Source organism: Bradyrhizobium sacchari (genome assembly GCF_002068095.1).
In the GTDB taxonomy this organism is placed as follows: Bacteria; Pseudomonadota; Alphaproteobacteria; order Rhizobiales; family Xanthobacteraceae; genus Bradyrhizobium; species Bradyrhizobium sacchari.
The window spans coordinates 566334-584182 of record NZ_LWIG01000007.1 but is presented as its reverse complement, the minus strand read 5'-3'; the positions used below and the strand labels follow the sequence as shown (position 1 = coordinate 584182).

The following is a 17849-nucleotide window of genomic DNA, read 5'->3' as shown; positions in this document are numbered from 1 at the left end:
GGCAAAATTCTGGAAGGATTATCCATTAGAGGTGGATAATCGGAGCCGTCGCTGGTTCGGGATGTCTACCCAGCCGGGACCGCGGCTGCCCCAGAGCGATTGCCGCCTCTGTCGCGCGATTGCGGCCGAGGCGTGCGTCCTCTTGCAGGCGAAGCTGCAGGCGGGACAGGCGATGTGTGTGAACTGATGATCCGGGGCGAATGTCTCGCGATTATCGATCAAGAGCGGATAGTCACGCGGCCATGGATCGGTTGACCAGCCTCGAAGTGTTCAGCCGGGTGGTCGAGACCGGCGGCTTCTCCGCAGCAGCGCGTAAGCTCAACATGTCGACCACCATGGTGAGCAACCACGTGCAGGCGCTGGAGGACCGGCTCGGGGTGAGGCTGCTCCACCGCACCACGCGTAAGGTCAATCTCACCGAGATCGGCAAGGCCTATTACGACCGCTGCATCCAGATCCTCGCCGACATCGAACAGGCCGACGACATCGCCGGTGAATTGCAGTCGGTGCCCCGCGGCACGCTGCGCATTCACGTCGCCACCCACATGGTGCCGTTCGTGACGCCGGTGGTGGCAAAGCTTCTGTCCGCCTATCCCGAGCTCAAGATCGATCTGCGCATGGGCGAGGCCGATGTCGATCTCATCGAGGAGGGCTACGATGTTGCCCTGCGCATGACGCCGCCGCCGGATTCGAGCCTGATCGTACGGAGCCTCGCCACCTGGCGTCACGTGCTGTGCTGTTCCCACGATTACATCGAGAAGCACGGCCGGGTGCAGAAGCTCGACGAGCTCACGGCGCACAATTGCGGCCGTCACCTCAACTATCCCTTTGGCGATGAATGGCGCTTCCTTGATCGGAAGGGCGCGCCGGCTTCGGTGCGCATCTCCGGCAGCTTCGTCACCAACAGCGGGGAGGCGCTGCGGAAGGTCGCGCTTGGGGGCGCTGCCGTGTGCCTGATGGCGGGATTTCTCATTCAGGACGATCTCGAAGCCGGCCGCCTCGTGCGCCTGTTGCCGGAATATCGGACGGTCGAGCTGTCCATGAATGCGGTCTATCCGCATCGCCATCATCTGTCGGCGAAGGTCAGGACCTTCATCGACCTTCTCGCGCAGCACAGCGCCGAGCAGCAGAAGCTGATCAATCCGTATTCGTGAGCGCGGTGACGGAGCCGCGGGTTGGGCAAAGGCGCACTTGCGCCGTGTCCACGATCCCATCGTCATTGCGAGCGAAGCGACGCAATCCAGAATTCCTCCGCCGAAAGATTCCGGATGGCTTCGTCGCAAGCGCTCCTCGCAATGACGAGGGGCGTAGCGTTGGGCATAATTCCGTCAACGTGGCGGCGGCAATCTCCCGAACACGCTGTCGAGCGCCATTCCGATCGCGAGCAGCCGACGATCACTTCCCGCGGGACCATCGAGCTCAAGCCCGATCGGCAATTTGCTGCTGGCGCCGAGCGCGATCGGGATCTGGATCCCCGGGATGCCGGCATTGCTGCCGGGATCGGTGTTCTGGATGAACAGGACGAGAGTCTCCATCGTGCTGGACTCCGGATTGGAGGGGATCGCCACGCGCGGCGTGGTCGGGAAGGCGATCGCGTCGAGCCGATTGTCGGCGAACGTCTTGCTGTAGAGCGCCTGCAGCGCCGGGCGCACGGACTTGATCGCGGCGTCATAGATCGGCTTGGCATCGACCACTGTGCCATCAGGGGCGGGGAGTTTGCGCGGGATCACAAGGTCGCCATAGGTGCCCTTCACATCAGCGCTGGAGATGTCCCGCGCCAGCGCCTCGATGCTGAGTCCGGTACCAGTGTGCTTGAGATACGCGACCAGATCGTCATAGGCCTCGTACAGTGCGACCGGAAAGCTGAGCTGGCCGTTGAGGTCGGCCAGCTGCGGCATCTCGATCTCGACGACCGTAACACCCTGCGCCTTCACTCTTGCGACTGCCGCCTGGAAAGCGGCGTCGGTGTCGGCATCGAGATTGGTCAGCATGGTCTTGGCGACGCCGATCCGGACCTGCTTCAGATCGGCCGGTGCGACAGCACCGCCGCCCGCAATGACGCGATCGAGCAGCGCGACGTCGGCCATGATTGCGGCCATGGGCCCTGCGGTATCGCGGGTGTGCGAGATCGGCGCGATGCCGTCCTGCGGATAGCGGCCGACGGTCGGACGCAGTGAGGCGCATCCGTTCAGGGCCGCGGGGATTCGCACCGATCCGCCGGTGTCGGTGCCGAGCCCGCCCGCGACGATCCGCGCGCCGATCGCCGCGCCGGTGCCCGACGAGGAACCGCCGGCGATCAGGGCGCGATCATAGGCGTTGCGCACGCCGAACTCCGCGCCGGTCTTGAACGCGGTGTTGTAGCCGGAGATGCCGAAGGCGAGCTCGTGCATGCTGGTCTTGCCGATGATGACGGCACCCGCGGCACGAAGCTTTGCGACGACAGGCGCGTCGGCCTTCGGAATGTAATCCTGCAGCGCCGGCGTCCCGGCGCTGCACGGCAGCCCTCCGACCTCAATGTTGTCCTTGATCACGATGGGCACGCCGCCGAGCGGCTTTGTCTTGTCGCCCGCCGCGTCGAACGCGGCCGCGGCCTTCAAGGCGCCGGCTTCATCCAGAGTAACGAAGGCGTTGAGATCGGCATTCGCTTTGGCGCGGGAAACAGCTTCCGTCGTGAGTGCGGTGCTCGTCACCTTGCCGGAACGGAGGTCGGCTGCAGCCTGGGTCAGGGTCAACTGATCGAAATCCATGATGCGTCACCTGATTGCGGAGGCGCCACAGGGCGTCCCTTAACGTCCGGAGGCTGAGCCCTCGCTGGAGCCGCGTCAACCTTGCGCGCGCATCATTTGCGTTACCGATGTCGTCAAATTCGCAAGGAGCCGCTCGACCTCGGGCTTCACCTTGGCGATCGCGGCGTCTTTCACCGGGCCATAGCCGCGGATCTCCATCGGCGCCTTTGCGATGGCAACGAGGTCGGGCAGACACGCAGCGTCGAGCTGGCCGAGGATGCGCTCGATCAAGCCTTCGTACCAGGTGATCAGCTCCCGCTCGGCGCGCCGCTCATTCGTGTAGCCGAACGGATCGAACGGTGTTCCGCGCAACCTCTTCAACCGCGACAGCGCAGCGAGTGGCATCTGGATCCACTGGCCGAAGACGCGCTTGCGCGGACGGCCGCGGGCGTCGTGCCTGGACGACAGGAACGGTGGGGCAAGATGGTACTGGACACGGAACCCGTCCTCGAATTCGCGCTTCAGCTCCTCGAGGAAGCCGCTCTGCATGTGCAGCCGCGCCACCTCGTACTCGTCCTTGTAGGCCATCAGCTTGAACAGGGCGCGTGCGACGGCCTCGGTCAGGGCCTCGCTGCTCAGCGGGGCTTCAGCGCGGCGGACGTTCTCGATGGTCGCCCGGTAGCGCGCCGCATAGGCCGCGTTCTGATAGGCCGCAAGGAATTCGGTGCGCCGGGTGATGAGCTGGTCGAGCGTCTCGGCTTTGGGGGCATCGTCCGAATTAAGCAGAAAGTCCGGATCGCAAGCTGCGATCCGGCCCCAGGCAAAGGCTTGCTTGTTGCGTTCGACGGCGACGCCGTTGAGCTCGATCGCGCGCAACAGCGCTTGCAGCGAGACGGGGATCAGGCCGTGCTGCCAGGCAAAGCCCAGCATGATGATGTTGGCATAGACGGCATCGCCGAGCAGCCGCTCGGCCAACGCGTTGGCGTTGATCGTGTCGAGATTTCCGTCGCCAATCACCTGCCGGATCGCGCGCAGGCGGACAGGTGAGGCGAGATCGGCGTCGCGGAAGCGGACGACGTCGCCGGTCGGCATCTCCGCGGTGTTGACTGCCGCACGCGTGCCGCGGCGATAGGTGCCCGATGCCTTTGGCGAGGAGCTGACGACGAGGTCGCAGCCGATCAGCGCGTCGGCCGCGCCCTGGTCGATACGGACCTGATGCAGCGCTTCTGGGCTGGCGGCCAGGCGGATATAGCTCAGCACCGGGCCGAATTTCTGCGCGAAGCCGGTGAAGTCGAGCACCGAGACGCCGCGACGTTCCAGATGCGCGGCCATGCCGATCAGTGCGCCGACCGTGATCACGCCGGTGCCGCCCACGCCTGTTACCAACAAGTCGTAAGGCCGGTCGAGCGTGGCGGGAGCGGGTAGGGGAAGTGTGGCGGCGCGGCCGGCGGCGTCGATCTGGCTCGCGCTCTTCTTCCGGCGTGTCGCGCCTTCGACGGTGACAAAGCTCGGGCAGAAGCCGTTGAGGCAGGAAAAGTCCTTGTTGCAGGCCGACAGGTTGATCTGGCGCTTGCGGCCGAACGGCGTCTCCTTCGGCTCGACGCTGAGGCAGTTGGATTCGACCGAGCAATCGCCGCAGCCTTCGCAGACGAGATCGTTGATGTAGGCGAAGCGTTTTGGATCGGCCATCTGCCCACGTTTGCGCCGGCGCCGCTTTTCGGTGGCGCAGGTCTGCTGATAGATCAGGACGGATACGCCAGGGATGTCGCGCAACTCGCGCTGCACGGCGTCCATCTCCTCGCGAGGATGAATGGTCACGCCGCTGGGCAGGTCCGCCGGGCTGAAATGTGCTGGATCGTCCGACACCAGCGCGATGCGCTCAACGCCTTCGGCGCGGACGCTGTGCGCGATGGCATGCACGCTGATCGGGCCGTCGACCGGCTGGCCGCCGGTCATCGCCACCGCGTCATTGAACAGGATCTTGTAGGTGATGTTGGCCTTGGCGGCGATCGCCTGCCGGATCGCCATCGAGCCCGAATGATAGTAGGTGCCCTCGCCGAGATTCTGGAAGACGTGCTTCTTGCCGGTAAATCGCGATGAAGCAGCCCAGTTCACGCCCTCGCCGCCCATCTGGATCAGCGACGAGGTCTCCCGGTCCATCCAGCTCGCCATGAAATGGCAGCCGATGCCGGCCAGAGCCTTCGATCCTTGCGGCACCTTCGTCGAAATGTTGTGCGGACATCCCGAGCAGAAATAGGGCGTGCGCGTTGCGCCTGACACGTTGATCGTGCGCGCGGCCTCCGGCATCAAGCTCGCAGCGCGGGCGGCGAGATTGAGGCCCGGAAACATCGGGTCGAGCCGCCGGGCCAGCACGCTCGCGAGCGCGCGCGGCGACAATTCGCCGATCCAGGAGATCAGCCGTGCCCCTCGCTCATCGTGCTTGCCCACCATGCGCTCCGGCTTGCTGCCGGGATAGTCGTAAAAATATTCCTTGAACTGGCTTTCGATGATGCCGCGCTTCTCCTCGACCACGAGGATCTCGCGCTTGCCCTTCACGAAGTCCATGGCGTCATGCAACGCCAGCGGCCAGACCATGCCGACCTTGTAGACGTCGATGCCGATGCTGCGGCAGGCGGCTTCATCGAGGCCCATCAGCCGCAACGCTTCCATCAGGTCGAGATGTGCCTTGCCTGTCGTGACGATGCCGTAGGTCGCGCCGGGGATGTCGTAGATGTGGCGATCGATCGGGTTGGCCTTGGCGAAGGCGTAGACGGCGTGCTTCTTCGCCTCCAGCCGTTCCTCGATCTGCGGACCCGGCAAATCGGGCCAGCGATAATGCAGGCCGCCGGGCGGCGGCGTGAAGTCGGGCGTGCGGAAGAGGCGCGGCGGGCGCAGCACGACGGATGCGCCTGATTCCACGATTTCCGAGACCGCCTTGAAGCCGACCCACATGCCGGAGAAGCGGCTCAGCGCGTAGCCATATTCGCCGAACGCCAGGTATTCGCCGACATCGGCCGGGTGCAGCGTCGGCATGAACCAGCTCATGAAGGCGACATCGGACTGGTGCGGCATCGAAGACGACACGCAGCCATGGTCGTCGCCGGCGACCACCAGCACGCCGCCATGCGGCGAGGAGCCGTAGGCATTGCCGTGCTTGAGCGCATCGCCGGAGCGATCGACGCCGGGGCCCTTGCCGTACCAGAGGCCGAACACGCCATCGACCTCGCGGTCTCCTTGCGTCTCGACCTGCTGCGAACCGAGCACCGCGGTTGCCGCGAGGTCCTCGTTCACGGCGGGAAGGAATTCGATGCGGTCTCGCTTGAGGTGTTCCTGGATGCGCCACAGTTCGAGATCGATGCCGCCGAGCGGCGAGCCGCGATAGCCGGAGATGAAGCCCGCGGTGTTGAGGCCGCTCGCGCGGTCGCGCCTCGCCTGGTCGAGCGCGATGCGGACGATGGCCTGCGTGCCCGTGAGGAAGACGCGGCCCTCCTCGCGATCGTAACGGTCGGAGAGATCGTAACTGTCGAGTGACGGAATGGCGTCCATGGCGGACCTCGCGCAGCATCCTGGCCCTAGTGGTGGAAGGTTATGCCTGGGAAGCTGGTAGGTCTTACCTATTTATCCCGTTGATATCACAAATCCGGTAGAATTTTGCGTGAGGGCATCAAATTTGGTAGAGGTTCCCGGTTCGGGAGGCTTCCATGATCGAAGAGCAGGACACGCGCATACTCGCCCATCTTCAGCGGGACGGCCGCGCCACCAACCAGCAACTCGCAGACGAGGTCGGCATGTCCACCTCCGCGTGCTGGCGCCGGGTGCGGGCGCTGGAGGAGGGCGGCGTCATCCAGGGCTATGCGGCGCTGGTCGCACGCGAGGAGGCGGGATTTACGATGTCGGCCATCCTTCACGTCTCGCTGGAGCGGCACGATGCGAAGTTCGTGGACGAGTTCGTAGCCAGGGTCAGGACGCGCCGCGAGGTGCTGGAATGTTTCGCGACCACGGGCGATGCTGATTATCATTTGCGCGTCGTCGTGCAGGACATGGCGGCCTACAACCGCTTCCTCGACGAGTTCATGTTCCGCATTCCCGGCATCCGTTATGTCCGCAGCAATGTGGTGCTGAAGGAGATCAAGACGGGCGTCGCGCTGCCGTTCTGAGACAGCGACGGCACTCACATCGTCTCCGCCTGGCTGCGCCGGCGCAGTTGGCGCAGCGACAGTGCATGCAGCAGGATCGAGCTTGGCACAACGAAGGCAGGGGTCAGCACGTTCGGAAAGGTGTCTACCGCCATGCTCGGGCCATCGGGAAAGATCAACTGGAAGGGGCCAGGCGACATCGCCATTCCCAGGGCAATCGCGACGGCGAAGTCTGCGAGGCCGAAGACATTCCAGACGATCGCACCTGTCCGCCCCTCGGCCGTTCCTGTCGCCAAGGCGAGCGCCGCCGGAACGGCGAACAGTCCGGTCAGCACGTCGCCTGCTCCTGCCGGCAATGCCCACAAGCCCGGGAGCGCCCCTCGCAGCCAGTAAGCGAGCCATTGACTGCCAAAGATGCGATAGACCTGAAGGGCGACGAGCCACGTCGTCGGCATTGCATCGAGCAATTGTCCCACCCGCTTCGAGAGCATCAGCGCCGGAGTGCCGACGATCACAGGCAGCAGGATCGCCATGGGAAGCAGCGGCAAGTAGGACGCACCCGTGCGGAATGCACCATTGATGGCGGCCGTCCAGGCGAGGGCAGCCCAAAGCGTGAAGGGGACTATGACGACCAGCCAGGTCGCCCGGCGTTGCTCCGGCATCAGCGCGGTGTTTTCGAGCCCGAGCCACAGGCCGAGTGCAATGAGCCCATGAGCCAGCAGGCGAACGCCGAGGGCGGGAAAACCGCTCTCCGGAAGTGCAGGGACCGCGTAGATCATCCAGGTCCACAGGATCGTGAACAGAACGGTCCACATCAAGCCGATCCGGATGGGAGGCTGGGGCGGGACGGCAACGGAAACAGCGTCGCTGTTCATCGGCGTTCCTTCGAGAGAGATCGGTTGTGGCGGAGGCAGGAGATCGCGACCAGCGGCCAAATCAGGCGGCTTTTTCCTCTGGTCCGGTCCTCAGCAGAATCATGAAGACGAGAACATGGCTGACGAGCAGCAGCGGCACGTAGAGGGCTGGAATGTAAACGCCGGCGCCGAAGAGGCCGGGATCCTGGATTTTCGTCACGCCTACATAGTAGGCATTCAAGAGGTCCAGCGTGCCCCAGACGTTGAACGCCCAGACCACCGGAACGGCGAACGACCATCGCCGCGACAGTGCTGCCATTGACGCGAGTGCGAGAGTGGCGGCAATCAAATCTCCCCATCCGACCTCGGCTGCGAAGTTCGGGCTCAACNCCGCCGATACGAATCCCGCCACCATGAAATTCATGCCGAAGAACCTGAACGCGTGGAAGGCCGCGAGAAGTCTCAGGGCCTCATAGCGCGGCATGGCGCGGAGTGCCGGCCAGACGTAAATGGAGGCCAGCACCGCGCTTGTCAGGAAAGCGCCGGCGACGCTGAGCACGAACGGAAGGTTGAAGCTTTGCGGCACGTTCGGGTTCCCTTGTGGTGGCCTGTCCGGCCGGGTGCAGTCGAAGCCGGTCGGTTCGGCGCCGGCGGACGCTCAGGGTTTGGCCATCAGCAGACGGAGCGGCATCAGCGGACCGACCGCGATGTATTCGTGATCGACGAGGTCTTGCCTGGCGAGCGGCAGGCCATCCATGATCGCGTGTCCCTCGGCGACGTCTTTGACGTTCAGCAGGAAGACGGCTCCGCGACCGTCGGACCGCGAATACCATTCTCGAACCATCCCATTGAGGTAGAGCTGAACGGTCTGCCTGACTTCGTCGGGCATGATGGCCATCACCTGTTCGCGGGTGATGCCCGGCTTGACGGTCAGGATGACCAAGATCGCGATTGTCGGCGATGCGGTCTGTGATTGGGCAAGTGAAGGATCGGTCATGGAAGGAGCTCCTGTCAGGGCGAGGGCAAGTGCCAAAACGACGCTGCGGATTGTCTTCATCGACGTCACGTCTCCGGTCACGGCGACAGCCGCGGTGCTGCAAATGCCGATGTGTGCGGCGGTACGGCTCAATTGCAGTTCGGATTTAGGAGCTCTTTCCGCTCAGCACTATTCGCGATAATGTTGATGGGCTATGAAGCAGAACTTCACAGTCAGGCATGGTGCATTGGACGGCGTGGAGGCGTTCCTGAGTGTCGCCCAACATCGCAGTTTCCGCCGGGCGGCAGCCGAGCTCGGGGTCACGCCATCGGCCATCAGTCAGGCGATACGCGCGCTCGAGGCGCGCGTTGGCGCCGCGCTCTTCATCCGCACGACCCGCAGTGTCGGTTTGACCGAAGCCGGCGAAAGATTTCTTGCGCGCGCCAGACCCGCCTTCGAGGAGCTCGTCGCCGCCAGCGGTGCGGCGCGCGAACTCGGACAGCGACCGGCCGGGCTCCTGCGTCTCACCGTGCCGCGCTCCGTCGTCCCGATCCTGCTGGAGCCGCTGATCGCGTCGTTCTGCCGGGAATTTCCCGAGATTGAAGTGGAGCTTGCCGCAAGCGAAGAACTGGTCGACCTCGCGGCCGAAGGTTTTGACGCCGGCATCAGGTTGGGCCAGTTCATCGCCCCCGACATGGTCGCGGTGCGCCTGACCAATCCGCTACCGCTCATTATCCTCGGCAGTCCGGCTTACCTCGCCCGCCGCGGTCGGCCCGAGCGGCCAGACGATCTGCGTGAGCATGCGTGCTTGAGGTTGCGACGATCGAACGGTGCGCTTGCGTCATGGTCGCTCGACGACAACGGTCGTTCGATGGAGATTGTGGTTTCGGGACCTTTCATCGCCAACGACTTTCCTACGATGCTCGGAGCTGCCGTCGAAGGTGTGGGTCTTGCGCAAGTGCCCGCACCGCTGGCCGCCGGTGCCATGGCGGCGGGAAAGCTCATTCCCGTCCTGGAGCAATTCGCGCCGATGACACCAGGCGTGTTCCTGTACTATCCCGGTCACCGACAAATCATGCCGAAGTTGCGGGCCTTTATCGATCATGTGAAGGGCCGCTCGGCCGGCACCGGCTGATCTACCGCTGCTCCCGCACAAACCTGTTCCGCAGCGTGCCGATGCCGGTGATATCGATCTCCACGACATCGCCATGCGCGATGTCCGGCGAGGCGCCGTCGGTGCCCATCCAGATCACGTCGCCGGGCCATAGCGTGAAATATTTGGTTAGCTCGACCAGGAACGGCACCACGCCGAAGATCATGTCGTTGGTGTAGAAGCGGTTGGTTTCCTCGCCATTGACCCGGACCACGGTCTCCATCCTGGCGAGATTGGCCTCGGTCTCGATCCACGGTCCCATCGGCTTGAACGTGTCGGCGTTCTTCGAGCGCCATAGGCTGCGGTCGGCCTTCTGCCAGCTGCGTTCACTGACGTCGTTGCCGATGGTGTAGCCGAACACGCAATCCATCGCGTTGTCTTTGGTGAGGTGCTTCACCTTCCTGCCGATGACGACGACGAGTTCGCCTTCATAATGGATCTTGTCGGTCGCCAAGGATGGGATCACGACGTCCTCGTCATGCGCGATCAGCGCGTTCTGCGCGCGATAGCCGATCTCGGGCCTGTCAGGCACGGCCGGCACCTCGCCGCGCTTGTCGGCGGCTTCCTTCAGGTGCTTCTGATAGTTCAGGCCGACACAATAGAAGGTGCGCGGGATCAGCGGCAGCTCGATCTTGACCTCGCCAAGCGGATGCGTCCGGGAAGTCCGCTGCCACTCGCCGAAGGGATCGCCATCGACCGCGAGAACCTTGTCGCCCTCGATGATCCCCCAGGAGGTCTTGCCCGCGGCGGTGAATTTCAGCCAGCGCATGTCGGATCCTCCCGTTATTCCGCGGCATCGCGCGGCTGCAGCTTCCAGGCGCCTGCCGCCGGTCGCCTGAGCCCGAGATTTTCCCGCAACGTCCTGCCGCGGTAGTCCTTCTGGAACAGGCCGCGGCGCTGCAGCTCCGGCACGACGTGCTGGACGAAATCGGCGTAGGAGCCGGGCACATAGGTCGCGGCGATGACAAACCCGTCGCAGCCGCGCTCGATGAACATCTCCTCCAGTCTGTCGGCGATCTCCCTGGGGCCGCCGACCATGGCGTCATGCACCTGGCCGCGGCCGGAGAAGGTGACGAAGTCGCGCGCGCTCGGATTGCTCTTGCCCGAATTCTTCAGCACGCCGTCGCGGATGCCGAGGATGCCCTGCATGCTGTTCAACTCTTCCGTCGTCAGCGGTTCGTCAAGGTCTTTGGAGGCGAAGTCGTAATTGAGCGCTTCGGCGAGCAGCGACAGCGCGTCGATCTCGAGCGGCAGCTTGTTGATCAGCGCCATCTTGTCTTCGGCTTCAGCCCTGGTCGCGGCGCAGACCGGCGTCGTCAGATTGCAGAGAAACATCTGGTCGGGGTCGCGACCGGCCTTGGCGGCCTGGTTGCGCACGGCCGCATAGCCTTCCTTGGCGGCGGCGAGGTTGCGTGCGGCGGTGAAGATCACCTCGCCCCATCGCCCCGCAAAGCGCTGGCCGCGGCCGGAGGCGCCGGCCTGGATGATGACGGGATGGCCCTGTTGCGAGCGCGGTACCGTGAATGGGCCGCGCGACTTGAAAGCCGGTCCCTTGTGATCGAGCCGCTTCACCTTGGCTGGATCGGCAAAGCGGCCGCTTTGCTTGTCCATGATGATTGCGCCGTCCTCCCAGGTATCCCAATGGCCGAGCACGACCTCCATGAACTCGTCTGCCTTGTCGTAGCGGGAATCATGTTCGGGGTGGGAGTCGCGTCCCATGTTGAGCGCCTCGCCGTCGTTCAGCGACGTCACGACGTTCCAGCCCGCGCGACCGCCGGACATCAGATCCAGCGTCGCGAAGCGGCGGGCGACGTCGAAGGGCTCGTAGTAGGTGGTCGAGCAGGTTGCGCCAAGGCCGAGCTTGTCGGTGACCATGCCCATCGTGGTCAGTACGATCAGCGGGTCCATCTTCACGCAGCGGATGCCGTATTCGACGGTGTGGGCGTGGTCGTTGCCGTAGCGGTCCGGCATCGCAAGGCGATCGTCGAAGAACGCCATGTGGAATTTGCCGGCTTCAAGGATTCTGGCAATCTCCTGATAGTAGTCCGCGGACATGGAGTCGTCGCGCGAGTCCGGATGTCGCCACGAGCTCGGCAGGTTGGTGCAGTTTTGCGCCTGCAGGAAGCCGACCAGTACCATCTGCCGATTCATGCTGCTGTTCTCCTGATAGCGTCAGACGAGACCGAGGGCCGTGTCGAGCCGGTACTCGCGCGCCAGCGCGCGCAGCCTGTCCCAGGTCGCATCCTCGATCTCGACGCCGTCGCGCAGGCGCTGCTGCTCGCGCGCGCCCTCGATCTCGCCGGGATAGTAGACGCCCTGGCTGCCCTCGGAGGGCGGGGTCGATTTCAGATAGCGTGCGAATTCGGCGACCTCGCGCTTGAACTCCCGCAGTGGCCGGAAGGCGGCGACGTTGAACACAGCCATGAAGCAGCCGTCATTGTGCCGCCCTGTGGGCTCGACGCCGAAGCCGAGGCCGGTGAGCAGGCCGCACAGCACCTCGACCATGGCGGCGAGGCCGCTGCCCTTGTAGCCCTCGGTGCCGCCGAGCGGTAGCAATGCGCCGCCTTTGCGATATTGGCTCGGGTCGGTGGTGTGCCGTCCCTCCGCATCGATGATCCATCCCGTCGGGATTTCTTCGCCGCGCGCGAGCGCGAGCTGGATCTTGCCGGCGGCGACCGCAGACGTCGCCATGTCCAGATAGAACGGAGCCTCGAGATCGGACGGCACCGCGATCGAGATCGGGTTGGTGCCGAGCCGCGCCTCCTTGCCGCCGAACGGGGCCACGTGCTTCGGCGAGCGGCCGGAGTCCGCCGTCGCAATCCCGATCATGCCTTCGCGCATCGCCATCAAGGGGTAGGCTGCGAGGCGGCCGACATGGCTCTGCCGGAAGACGGTGCAGGCGGCGACGTTCGCCGTCTTCGCCTTCTCGATCGTCAGCGTCATCGCTTTGGCGTTGACGTGGAAGCCGAACCCCCAATGACCGTCGATCACAGTGGTGGTCGGCGATTCCTGGACGATGGTCCATTTGGCGCCGGGAACGATGTGCCCGGCCTTGATGCGGTCGATATAGGTGGGAATGGCGATCACGCCGTGGGAATCGTGGCCGGCGAGATTGGCGCTGACGCAGCCGCTTGCGACGGCGTCGGCCTCTTCCGCGGAAGCTCCGGCCGCCTGGAGCAGGACGGCGCTGATGCGCGTGAGGCGGTCGGCCCTGACGATCGGCATGGCGTTTCCCCGACATGGTGCCCTTAACAGGCTGCTTGTTGGAGGCCATCGTCTCAAAGCGCCAGCGCGATATCAATCTCCCGTAAACCAATACAGGGCTGCAAATTCGTAAACGGAACACGCCTTTGGTCGAAGATTCGTCCCGTGCGGCGGTATTCCCGTCAGTTTCGTGGCGCTCGTTCGCAGCTCGTTCACTTTGATCGACGGTTTGCGCCGCGCAATAACGACCACTTAGGCGATCGCCGTTCATAAAGGCACCCGGGATAAATAGGCAGAAATGCCCGGGAGCTGAGATCGTGTCGACGACACTCGCGCGCACCTTTGCGGCGTTGAGCGCCATCAATGAAGCGATCCTCTACGCGAGATCGCCGGACGAGCTGTACCAGAAGGTCTGCGACGCCGGCTTTTCGAGCGAGGACTTCTTGGCCGTGGCCGTGTTCCTGGTCGACCCGGACGGCCGGTGGCTGCGCTTCGCGGCCGGCTGCGGCGACGACATCGCGCGTCTGCGCGCGATCGAGATCACGACGGACGCCGCCACACCGGAAGGATCGGGCGTTGGCGGCGAGGCGTTTCGCGATCAGAAACTGTGCATCAGCAACGACTATCTGAACGATCCGCGCTCGCTGGCGTGGCGTGAGGAGGCCGCCAAGGCGCACATCGGCGCGGCGGCGGCGTTGCCGCTGCTCTGCAACGGCAAGAGCGTCGGCGTGCTCTACGTGACGCGGAGCGAGGCCAACTCGCTGAACGAGCAGATGGTGTCGCTGTTCGAACGCATGTCGGCCAACATTTCCTATGCGCTGGAGAATTTCGCGCGCGAGACCGCGCGGCAGGCCAGCGACCGGGCGACGCGGCGGCTCAACCGCATGTTCGGCGCCATCAGCGCCACCAACGAAGCGATCCTGCGGGCCAAGACCGAGCAGGAGCTGTACCAGCTCGTCTGCGACGCCTCCGTGCACAGCGGCAAGTCGCTGGCGACTATCGTGCTGCTGCGCGAGCCGGATTCGCACTGGATGAAGCCTGTCGCCGCCACCGGGCAGAACCTCGAGCTCGTCACCCGGGCAAGCTATTCGGTCGACCCGGAAAATCCCTACGGCAAGGGCATCTCCGGCGAGGTGTTCCGGACCCAGAAAGCCATAGTCGAGGACGATCTCGCCAGCCGTACCAAGGGCTCGCCATGGGAGCAGGCCAACGTCAACACGGGCGTTGCCGCCTGCGTGGTCGCGCCGCTGATCAAGCGCGGCGAAAGTGTCGGCGTGCTCCTGTTCTTCATCAGCCGCTCGTGGGCCAAGGACGAGGAGATCGTCGCGCTGCTGCTGCGCATGGCGGAGAACGTCTCGTTCGCGATCGAAAATTTCGACCGCGAGGCCGAGAAGGCCAGGATCGCGGCGGAAGAAGAACGCCTGGCGCGCATGTATGCGGCGCTCAGCGCCACCAACGAGGCGATCCTGCGCGCGCGGTCGCGCTCGGAGCTGTTCGACCTCGTCTGCGAGGCGACGGCCAAAGGCGCCAAGTTCACCTCGGCCAGCATCGCGCTGGTCGACCAGCGTGCCGAGCTGCTGCGTGTGGTCGCCAGCTACGGACCGAATGCCGACGAGGTTCGCAACTTCAAGTTCTCGATCTCCGAGCGGGTGGCAGAAGGGCGCGGGCTGACCGGCACCGCGTTCCGCACGCGCCAGCCTGCCGTCAGCAACGATGTGCTCGCCGACGATCGCATCGCGCCCTGGCAGGACAGCGCCCGCCGCAGCGGCATCGCGTCCTCCGCGGCGCTGCCGTTGTTCAACGGCGACCGGGTCGAGGGCGTATTCCTGTTCAACTCGCCGGAGTATGCTGCCTTCACGCCCGAGCTCGTCGAGCTGCTACGCAAGCTCCAGGCCAACGTATCTTTTGCGCTGGAGAATTTCGACCGCGCCGAGGCGAAGGCCAAGGCCGAGATGCAGCGCAATCGCCTCAGGGGCATGCTCGAGGCGCTGAGCGCGACCAACGAGGCGATCATGCGGGTCAAGACCCGCTCCGAATTGTTCGAGGTGGTCTGCGAGGCGGCGGTGCTGGGTGGCACTTTCTCTTCTGCGACCATCGCCATAGTGGACGCGACAGGCCACTATCTCGACATTGCCATGACCAAGGGCGAGAGCTGCGGCCTGATCAAGGAATGGCGCTTCTCGACCTCGGCCGACGACCCGGAGGGGCGCGGGCTCACCGGCACCTCGTTCCGTACGCGCGCGCCTTGCATCGCCAACGAGATTCTGACCGACACCCGCACCGCGCACTGGCGCCACATCGCGCGCACGCAAGGGACGAAATCGGGCGCCTGCTTCCCGTTGTTCAGTAACGGCGGCGAGGCCGTCGGCGTATTGCTGTTCCTCTCGCCGCACGAGGGCGCGTTCACGCCGGACCTCATTCAACTGCTCGGACGTCTGGCTGAAAACGTCTCGTTCGCCCTCGACAATTTCGAGCGCGCCGAGGAAAAGGCCCGCACGGAGGCGCAGAAGGAACGCCTGACGCGCATGTTCGCGGCACTCAGTGCCACCAACGAGGCGATCATGCGGGCGAAGTCGCGCGCCGAGCTGTTCGACCTCGTCTGCCTCGCAGCCTCGAACGGTGCGAAATTCACCTCGACGACGATTGCGCTGGCCAAGGCCGGCAGCGACCAGCTCGAGATCGTGGCGGCGGCCGGGCCGTCTGCGGACACCACGCGCAACCTCCGCCTCTCCATCGATCCCGAGCGTCCCGAGGGTCGCGGCATGAGCGGCACGGCGTTCCGCACAGGCCGGCCCTGCATCAGCAACGACTATCTCAACGACGATCGCGTCCGTGTCTTCCACCCCATCGTGCGCGGCGACGGCGCGCGGTCCGGCGCGGCGTTTCCGCTCATCGCGCACGACCATGCCGTCGGCGTCATGATCTACATGTCGACCGAGCCGGCAACCTTTACGGACGAGTTCGTCGAGCTGTTGCAGCGTCTGGCCGACAACGTCTCCTTCGCGATGGAGAATTTCGATCGTGCCGACGAGAAGAACCAGGCGGACGAGCGGATCGAGTATCTCGCCTCGCACGACAGCCTGACCGACCTGCCGAACCGCGAGACCTTCAACGGCCTGCTGCGCGCGGCGATCGACACCGCGCATCACCACGATCACCGCTTTGCGGTGCTGTTCATCGATCTCGACCGCTTCAAGGTCATCAACGACTCGCTGGGTCACGAGGCGGGCGACCTGCTGTTGCTCGAAGTGGCGAACCGCCTGCGCGGCGCGCTGCGGGCCAGCGACGTGGTGGCGCGTCTCGGCGGCGACGAGTTCGTGGTCATCCTCGACCAGTGCGGCGAGATCGACGACGTCCAGCGCATCGCGACCGGGCTGCTCGCGGCGCTCGCCGAGCCCATGGAGCTGGCCGGTCACGAGTGCCACACCACGGCCTCGATCGGCATCGCGATGTATCCGGCCAACGGGTCCGACGCGCAGACGCTGACCAAGAACGCCGACATGGCGATGTATCTCGCCAAGGAGGACGGCAAGAACGGCTATCGCTTCTTCTCCAAGGAAGTGAAGACCCAGTCGATCGAGCGGCTGTCGCTGGAAAGCGCGCTGCGTCGGGCGCTGGAGCGCGAACAGTTCTCGCTGAACTACCAGCCCAAGGTGGACATGGAGACGGGCCAGATTACCGGCGTGGAAGCGCTGCTGCGCTGGACGCATCCCGATCTCGGCAACATCTCCCCGGCTCAGTTCATCCCGCTCGCCGAGGAAACCGGCCTGATCGTGCCGATCGGCCGCTGGGTCCTGAGGGAGGCCTGCGCGCAGGCGATGGCCTGGCAGCGCCGCGGATTGCTGCCGCTGTCGATGGCGGTGAACCTGTCGCCGCGTCAGTTTGCCGACGAACATCTGTTGCAGGATGTGGACGAGGCGCTGGCTGCCTCCGGCATGTCGCCGGTGCTGCTCCAGCTCGAGGTCACCGAGAGCATGATGATGCGCAATGTCGGACGTGCGCTCAAGGTGCTCGACGCCATCCAGAGCCGCGGCATCCGCCTTGCGATCGACGATTTCGGCACCGGCTATTCGTCGATGTCGCTGATGAAGCACTTCCCGATCGACACCATCAAGATCGATCGTTCCTTCGTGCGCGACCTCCCGCAGGATTCGGAGGATCAGGCGATCGCGCAGGCGATCATCAGCATGGGCAAGGCCCTCGGCATGACGGTCGTCGCAGAAGGCGTCGAGAACGCCGAGCAGGAAGCGTTCCTGCGCACCCATGGCTGCGACGAGATGCAGGGCTTCCTGATCTCGAAGCCGCTGCCGGCGAAGCAGATGGCCGAGCTGTTGCGGCCGATGGTCCTGCCTGTCGCACCGCCGCTCCAGCCCGAGCCGGATCCGGTTGCCACGGAAGCCGCGGCGCTACGGCTGAAACGCGCTGTCGTCTGACGGCTGCGGGTGCAGCTCGCGGACGTCGTGATCGGGGCCTTCGGCTTTGCTTGGAAAATCTGCGGGCCCGGTCAGGGATGTCTGCTCGACGAACAGCGCCAGAATCCTGCGCGCCCCCTCCGCGAAGCTCGTGCCCTCGTTCAAGCCGAGCCCGGCGCACCACGTCTGGCTCATCGGCTCCTGGTCGTCGACCACCGCCATGGCGGGCCCCCACCACCAGGCAGGCGCGGGCGAGCGCTCGTCCTCGGGCACGACATGCCAGCGGACGAACTCATCCATCACGCGCTCGAACTCCAGGCGTGCAGCCTGATGCATGCGGTCGATACTCCTTTGAATCCGCGCCTGATGACAGGCCGTCACGCAGATT

The 17849-nt window shown here is 64.8% G+C and carries 12 protein-coding genes and 2 pseudogenes; 4 read left to right on the top strand and 10 right to left on the bottom strand.

Annotation, left to right across the window (positions count from 1 at the left end):
- Positions 1-242: 242 nt before the first annotated feature.
- On the top strand, positions 243-1154 hold the full coding sequence (locus A5906_RS09210) for a LysR family transcriptional regulator (RefSeq protein WP_080134876.1): 912 nt from the start codon (positions 243-245) through the stop codon (positions 1152-1154).
- A 174-nt stretch (positions 1155-1328) separates the two neighbouring features.
- On the opposite strand, the gene iaaH is transcribed toward A5906_RS09210, so the two are convergent.
- A complete protein-coding gene (iaaH, locus tag A5906_RS09205) occupies positions 1329-2747 on the bottom strand; it encodes an indoleacetamide hydrolase (RefSeq protein ID WP_080134875.1) in 1419 nt (472 codons plus the stop codon).
- A gap of 75 nt (positions 2748-2822) precedes the next feature.
- Positions 2823-6272: an indolepyruvate ferredoxin oxidoreductase family protein gene (locus A5906_RS09200; RefSeq protein WP_080134874.1), complete on the bottom strand. Its 3450-nt coding sequence runs from the start codon at positions 6270-6272 to the stop codon at positions 2823-2825.
- Positions 6273-6427: 155 nt separating this feature from the next.
- Here A5906_RS09200 and A5906_RS09195 point away from each other — a divergent pair, with 155 nt between their 5' ends.
- Positions 6428-6883, top strand: a complete 456-nt coding sequence (locus A5906_RS09195) for an Lrp/AsnC family transcriptional regulator (protein WP_080134873.1) — start codon at positions 6428-6430, stop codon at positions 6881-6883.
- Positions 6884-6897: 14 nt separating this feature from the next.
- On the opposite strand, the gene A5906_RS09190 is transcribed toward A5906_RS09195, so the two are convergent.
- The 4 genes and pseudogenes from A5906_RS09190 to A5906_RS44155 form a co-directional block, all read right to left on the bottom strand.
- Entirely contained in the window at positions 6898-7737 is an 840-nt protein-coding gene (locus A5906_RS09190; protein WP_080134872.1) for an MFS transporter, read from the bottom strand.
- A 61-nt stretch (positions 7738-7798) separates the two neighbouring features.
- A pseudogene (locus A5906_RS46580) lies at positions 7799-8105 on the bottom strand (hypothetical protein); the annotation flags it as partial.
- Position 8106: 1 nt separating this feature from the next.
- A pseudogene (locus A5906_RS46575) lies at positions 8107-8275 on the bottom strand (hypothetical protein); the annotation flags it as partial.
- 99 nt (positions 8276-8374) lie between these two features.
- Entirely contained in the window at positions 8375-8845 is a 471-nt protein-coding gene (locus A5906_RS44155) for a hypothetical protein (RefSeq protein WP_245326648.1), read from the bottom strand.
- Between the two features lie 61 nt (positions 8846-8906).
- On the opposite strand from A5906_RS44155, the gene A5906_RS09175 reads away from it, so the two are divergent.
- Positions 8907-9827 carry a LysR family transcriptional regulator gene (locus A5906_RS09175; RefSeq protein WP_080134870.1) on the top strand — a complete coding sequence of 307 codons (921 nt, stop codon included), beginning with the start codon at positions 8907-8909 and terminating at the stop codon, positions 9825-9827.
- A 1-nt stretch (position 9828) separates the two neighbouring features.
- Here the strand turns inward: A5906_RS09175 and A5906_RS09170 are convergent, their stop codons facing one another.
- The 3 genes from A5906_RS09170 to A5906_RS09160 are packed head-to-tail and all read right to left on the bottom strand — an operon-like array spanning position 9829 to position 13070.
- Positions 9829-10614: a fumarylacetoacetate hydrolase family protein gene (locus tag A5906_RS09170; protein WP_080134869.1), complete on the bottom strand. Its 786-nt coding sequence runs from the start codon at positions 10612-10614 to the stop codon at positions 9829-9831.
- 14 nt (positions 10615-10628) lie between these two features.
- The gene (locus A5906_RS09165) at positions 10629-11996 is read right to left on the bottom strand and encodes an LLM class flavin-dependent oxidoreductase (RefSeq protein ID WP_080134868.1); all 1368 of its coding nucleotides are present in this window, start codon (positions 11994-11996) and stop codon (positions 10629-10631) included.
- Positions 11997-12017: 21 nt separating this feature from the next.
- Positions 12018-13070, bottom strand: a complete 1053-nt coding sequence (locus A5906_RS09160) for an Ldh family oxidoreductase (protein WP_080134867.1) — start codon at positions 13068-13070, stop codon at positions 12018-12020.
- A gap of 296 nt (positions 13071-13366) precedes the next feature.
- Here A5906_RS09160 and A5906_RS09155 point away from each other — a divergent pair, with 296 nt between their 5' ends.
- Positions 13367-17482: a bifunctional diguanylate cyclase/phosphodiesterase gene (locus A5906_RS09155; RefSeq protein ID WP_080134866.1), complete on the top strand. Its 4116-nt coding sequence runs from the start codon at positions 13367-13369 to the stop codon at positions 17480-17482.
- On the opposite strand, the gene A5906_RS09150 is transcribed toward A5906_RS09155, so the two are convergent.
- Positions 17456-17797, bottom strand: a complete 342-nt coding sequence (locus tag A5906_RS09150; RefSeq protein WP_080134865.1) for a hypothetical protein — start codon at positions 17795-17797, stop codon at positions 17456-17458. The two genes, A5906_RS09155 and A5906_RS09150, sit on opposite strands and share 27 nt — an antisense overlap.
- Positions 17798-17849 lie beyond the last annotated feature (52 nt).

Coding starts and splice junctions, on each gene's coding strand:
- A5906_RS09195 (WP_080134873.1), top strand. CDS start 6,428: ATGATCGAAGAGCAGGACACGCGCATACTCGCCCATCTTCAGCGGGAC.
- A5906_RS09160 (WP_080134867.1), bottom strand. CDS start 13,070: ATGCCGATCGTCAGGGCCGACCGCCTCACGCGCATCAGCGCCGTCCTG.
- A5906_RS09165 (WP_080134868.1), bottom strand. CDS start 11,996: ATGAATCGGCAGATGGTACTGGTCGGCTTCCTGCAGGCGCAAAACTGC.
- iaaH (WP_080134875.1), bottom strand. CDS start 2,747: ATGGATTTCGATCAGTTGACCCTGACCCAGGCTGCAGCCGACCTCCGT.
- A5906_RS09175 (WP_080134870.1), top strand. CDS start 8,907: ATGAAGCAGAACTTCACAGTCAGGCATGGTGCATTGGACGGCGTGGAG.
- A5906_RS09210 (WP_080134876.1), top strand. CDS start 243: ATGGATCGGTTGACCAGCCTCGAAGTGTTCAGCCGGGTGGTCGAGACC.
- A5906_RS09190 (WP_080134872.1), bottom strand. CDS start 7,737: ATGAACAGCGACGCTGTTTCCGTTGCCGTCCCGCCCCAGCCTCCCATC.
- A5906_RS09170 (WP_080134869.1), bottom strand. CDS start 10,614: ATGCGCTGGCTGAAATTCACCGCCGCGGGCAAGACCTCCTGGGGGATC.
- A5906_RS09150 (WP_080134865.1), bottom strand. CDS start 17,797: ATGCATCAGGCTGCACGCCTGGAGTTCGAGCGCGTGATGGATGAGTTC.
- A5906_RS09200 (WP_080134874.1), bottom strand. CDS start 6,272: ATGGACGCCATTCCGTCACTCGACAGTTACGATCTCTCCGACCGTTAC.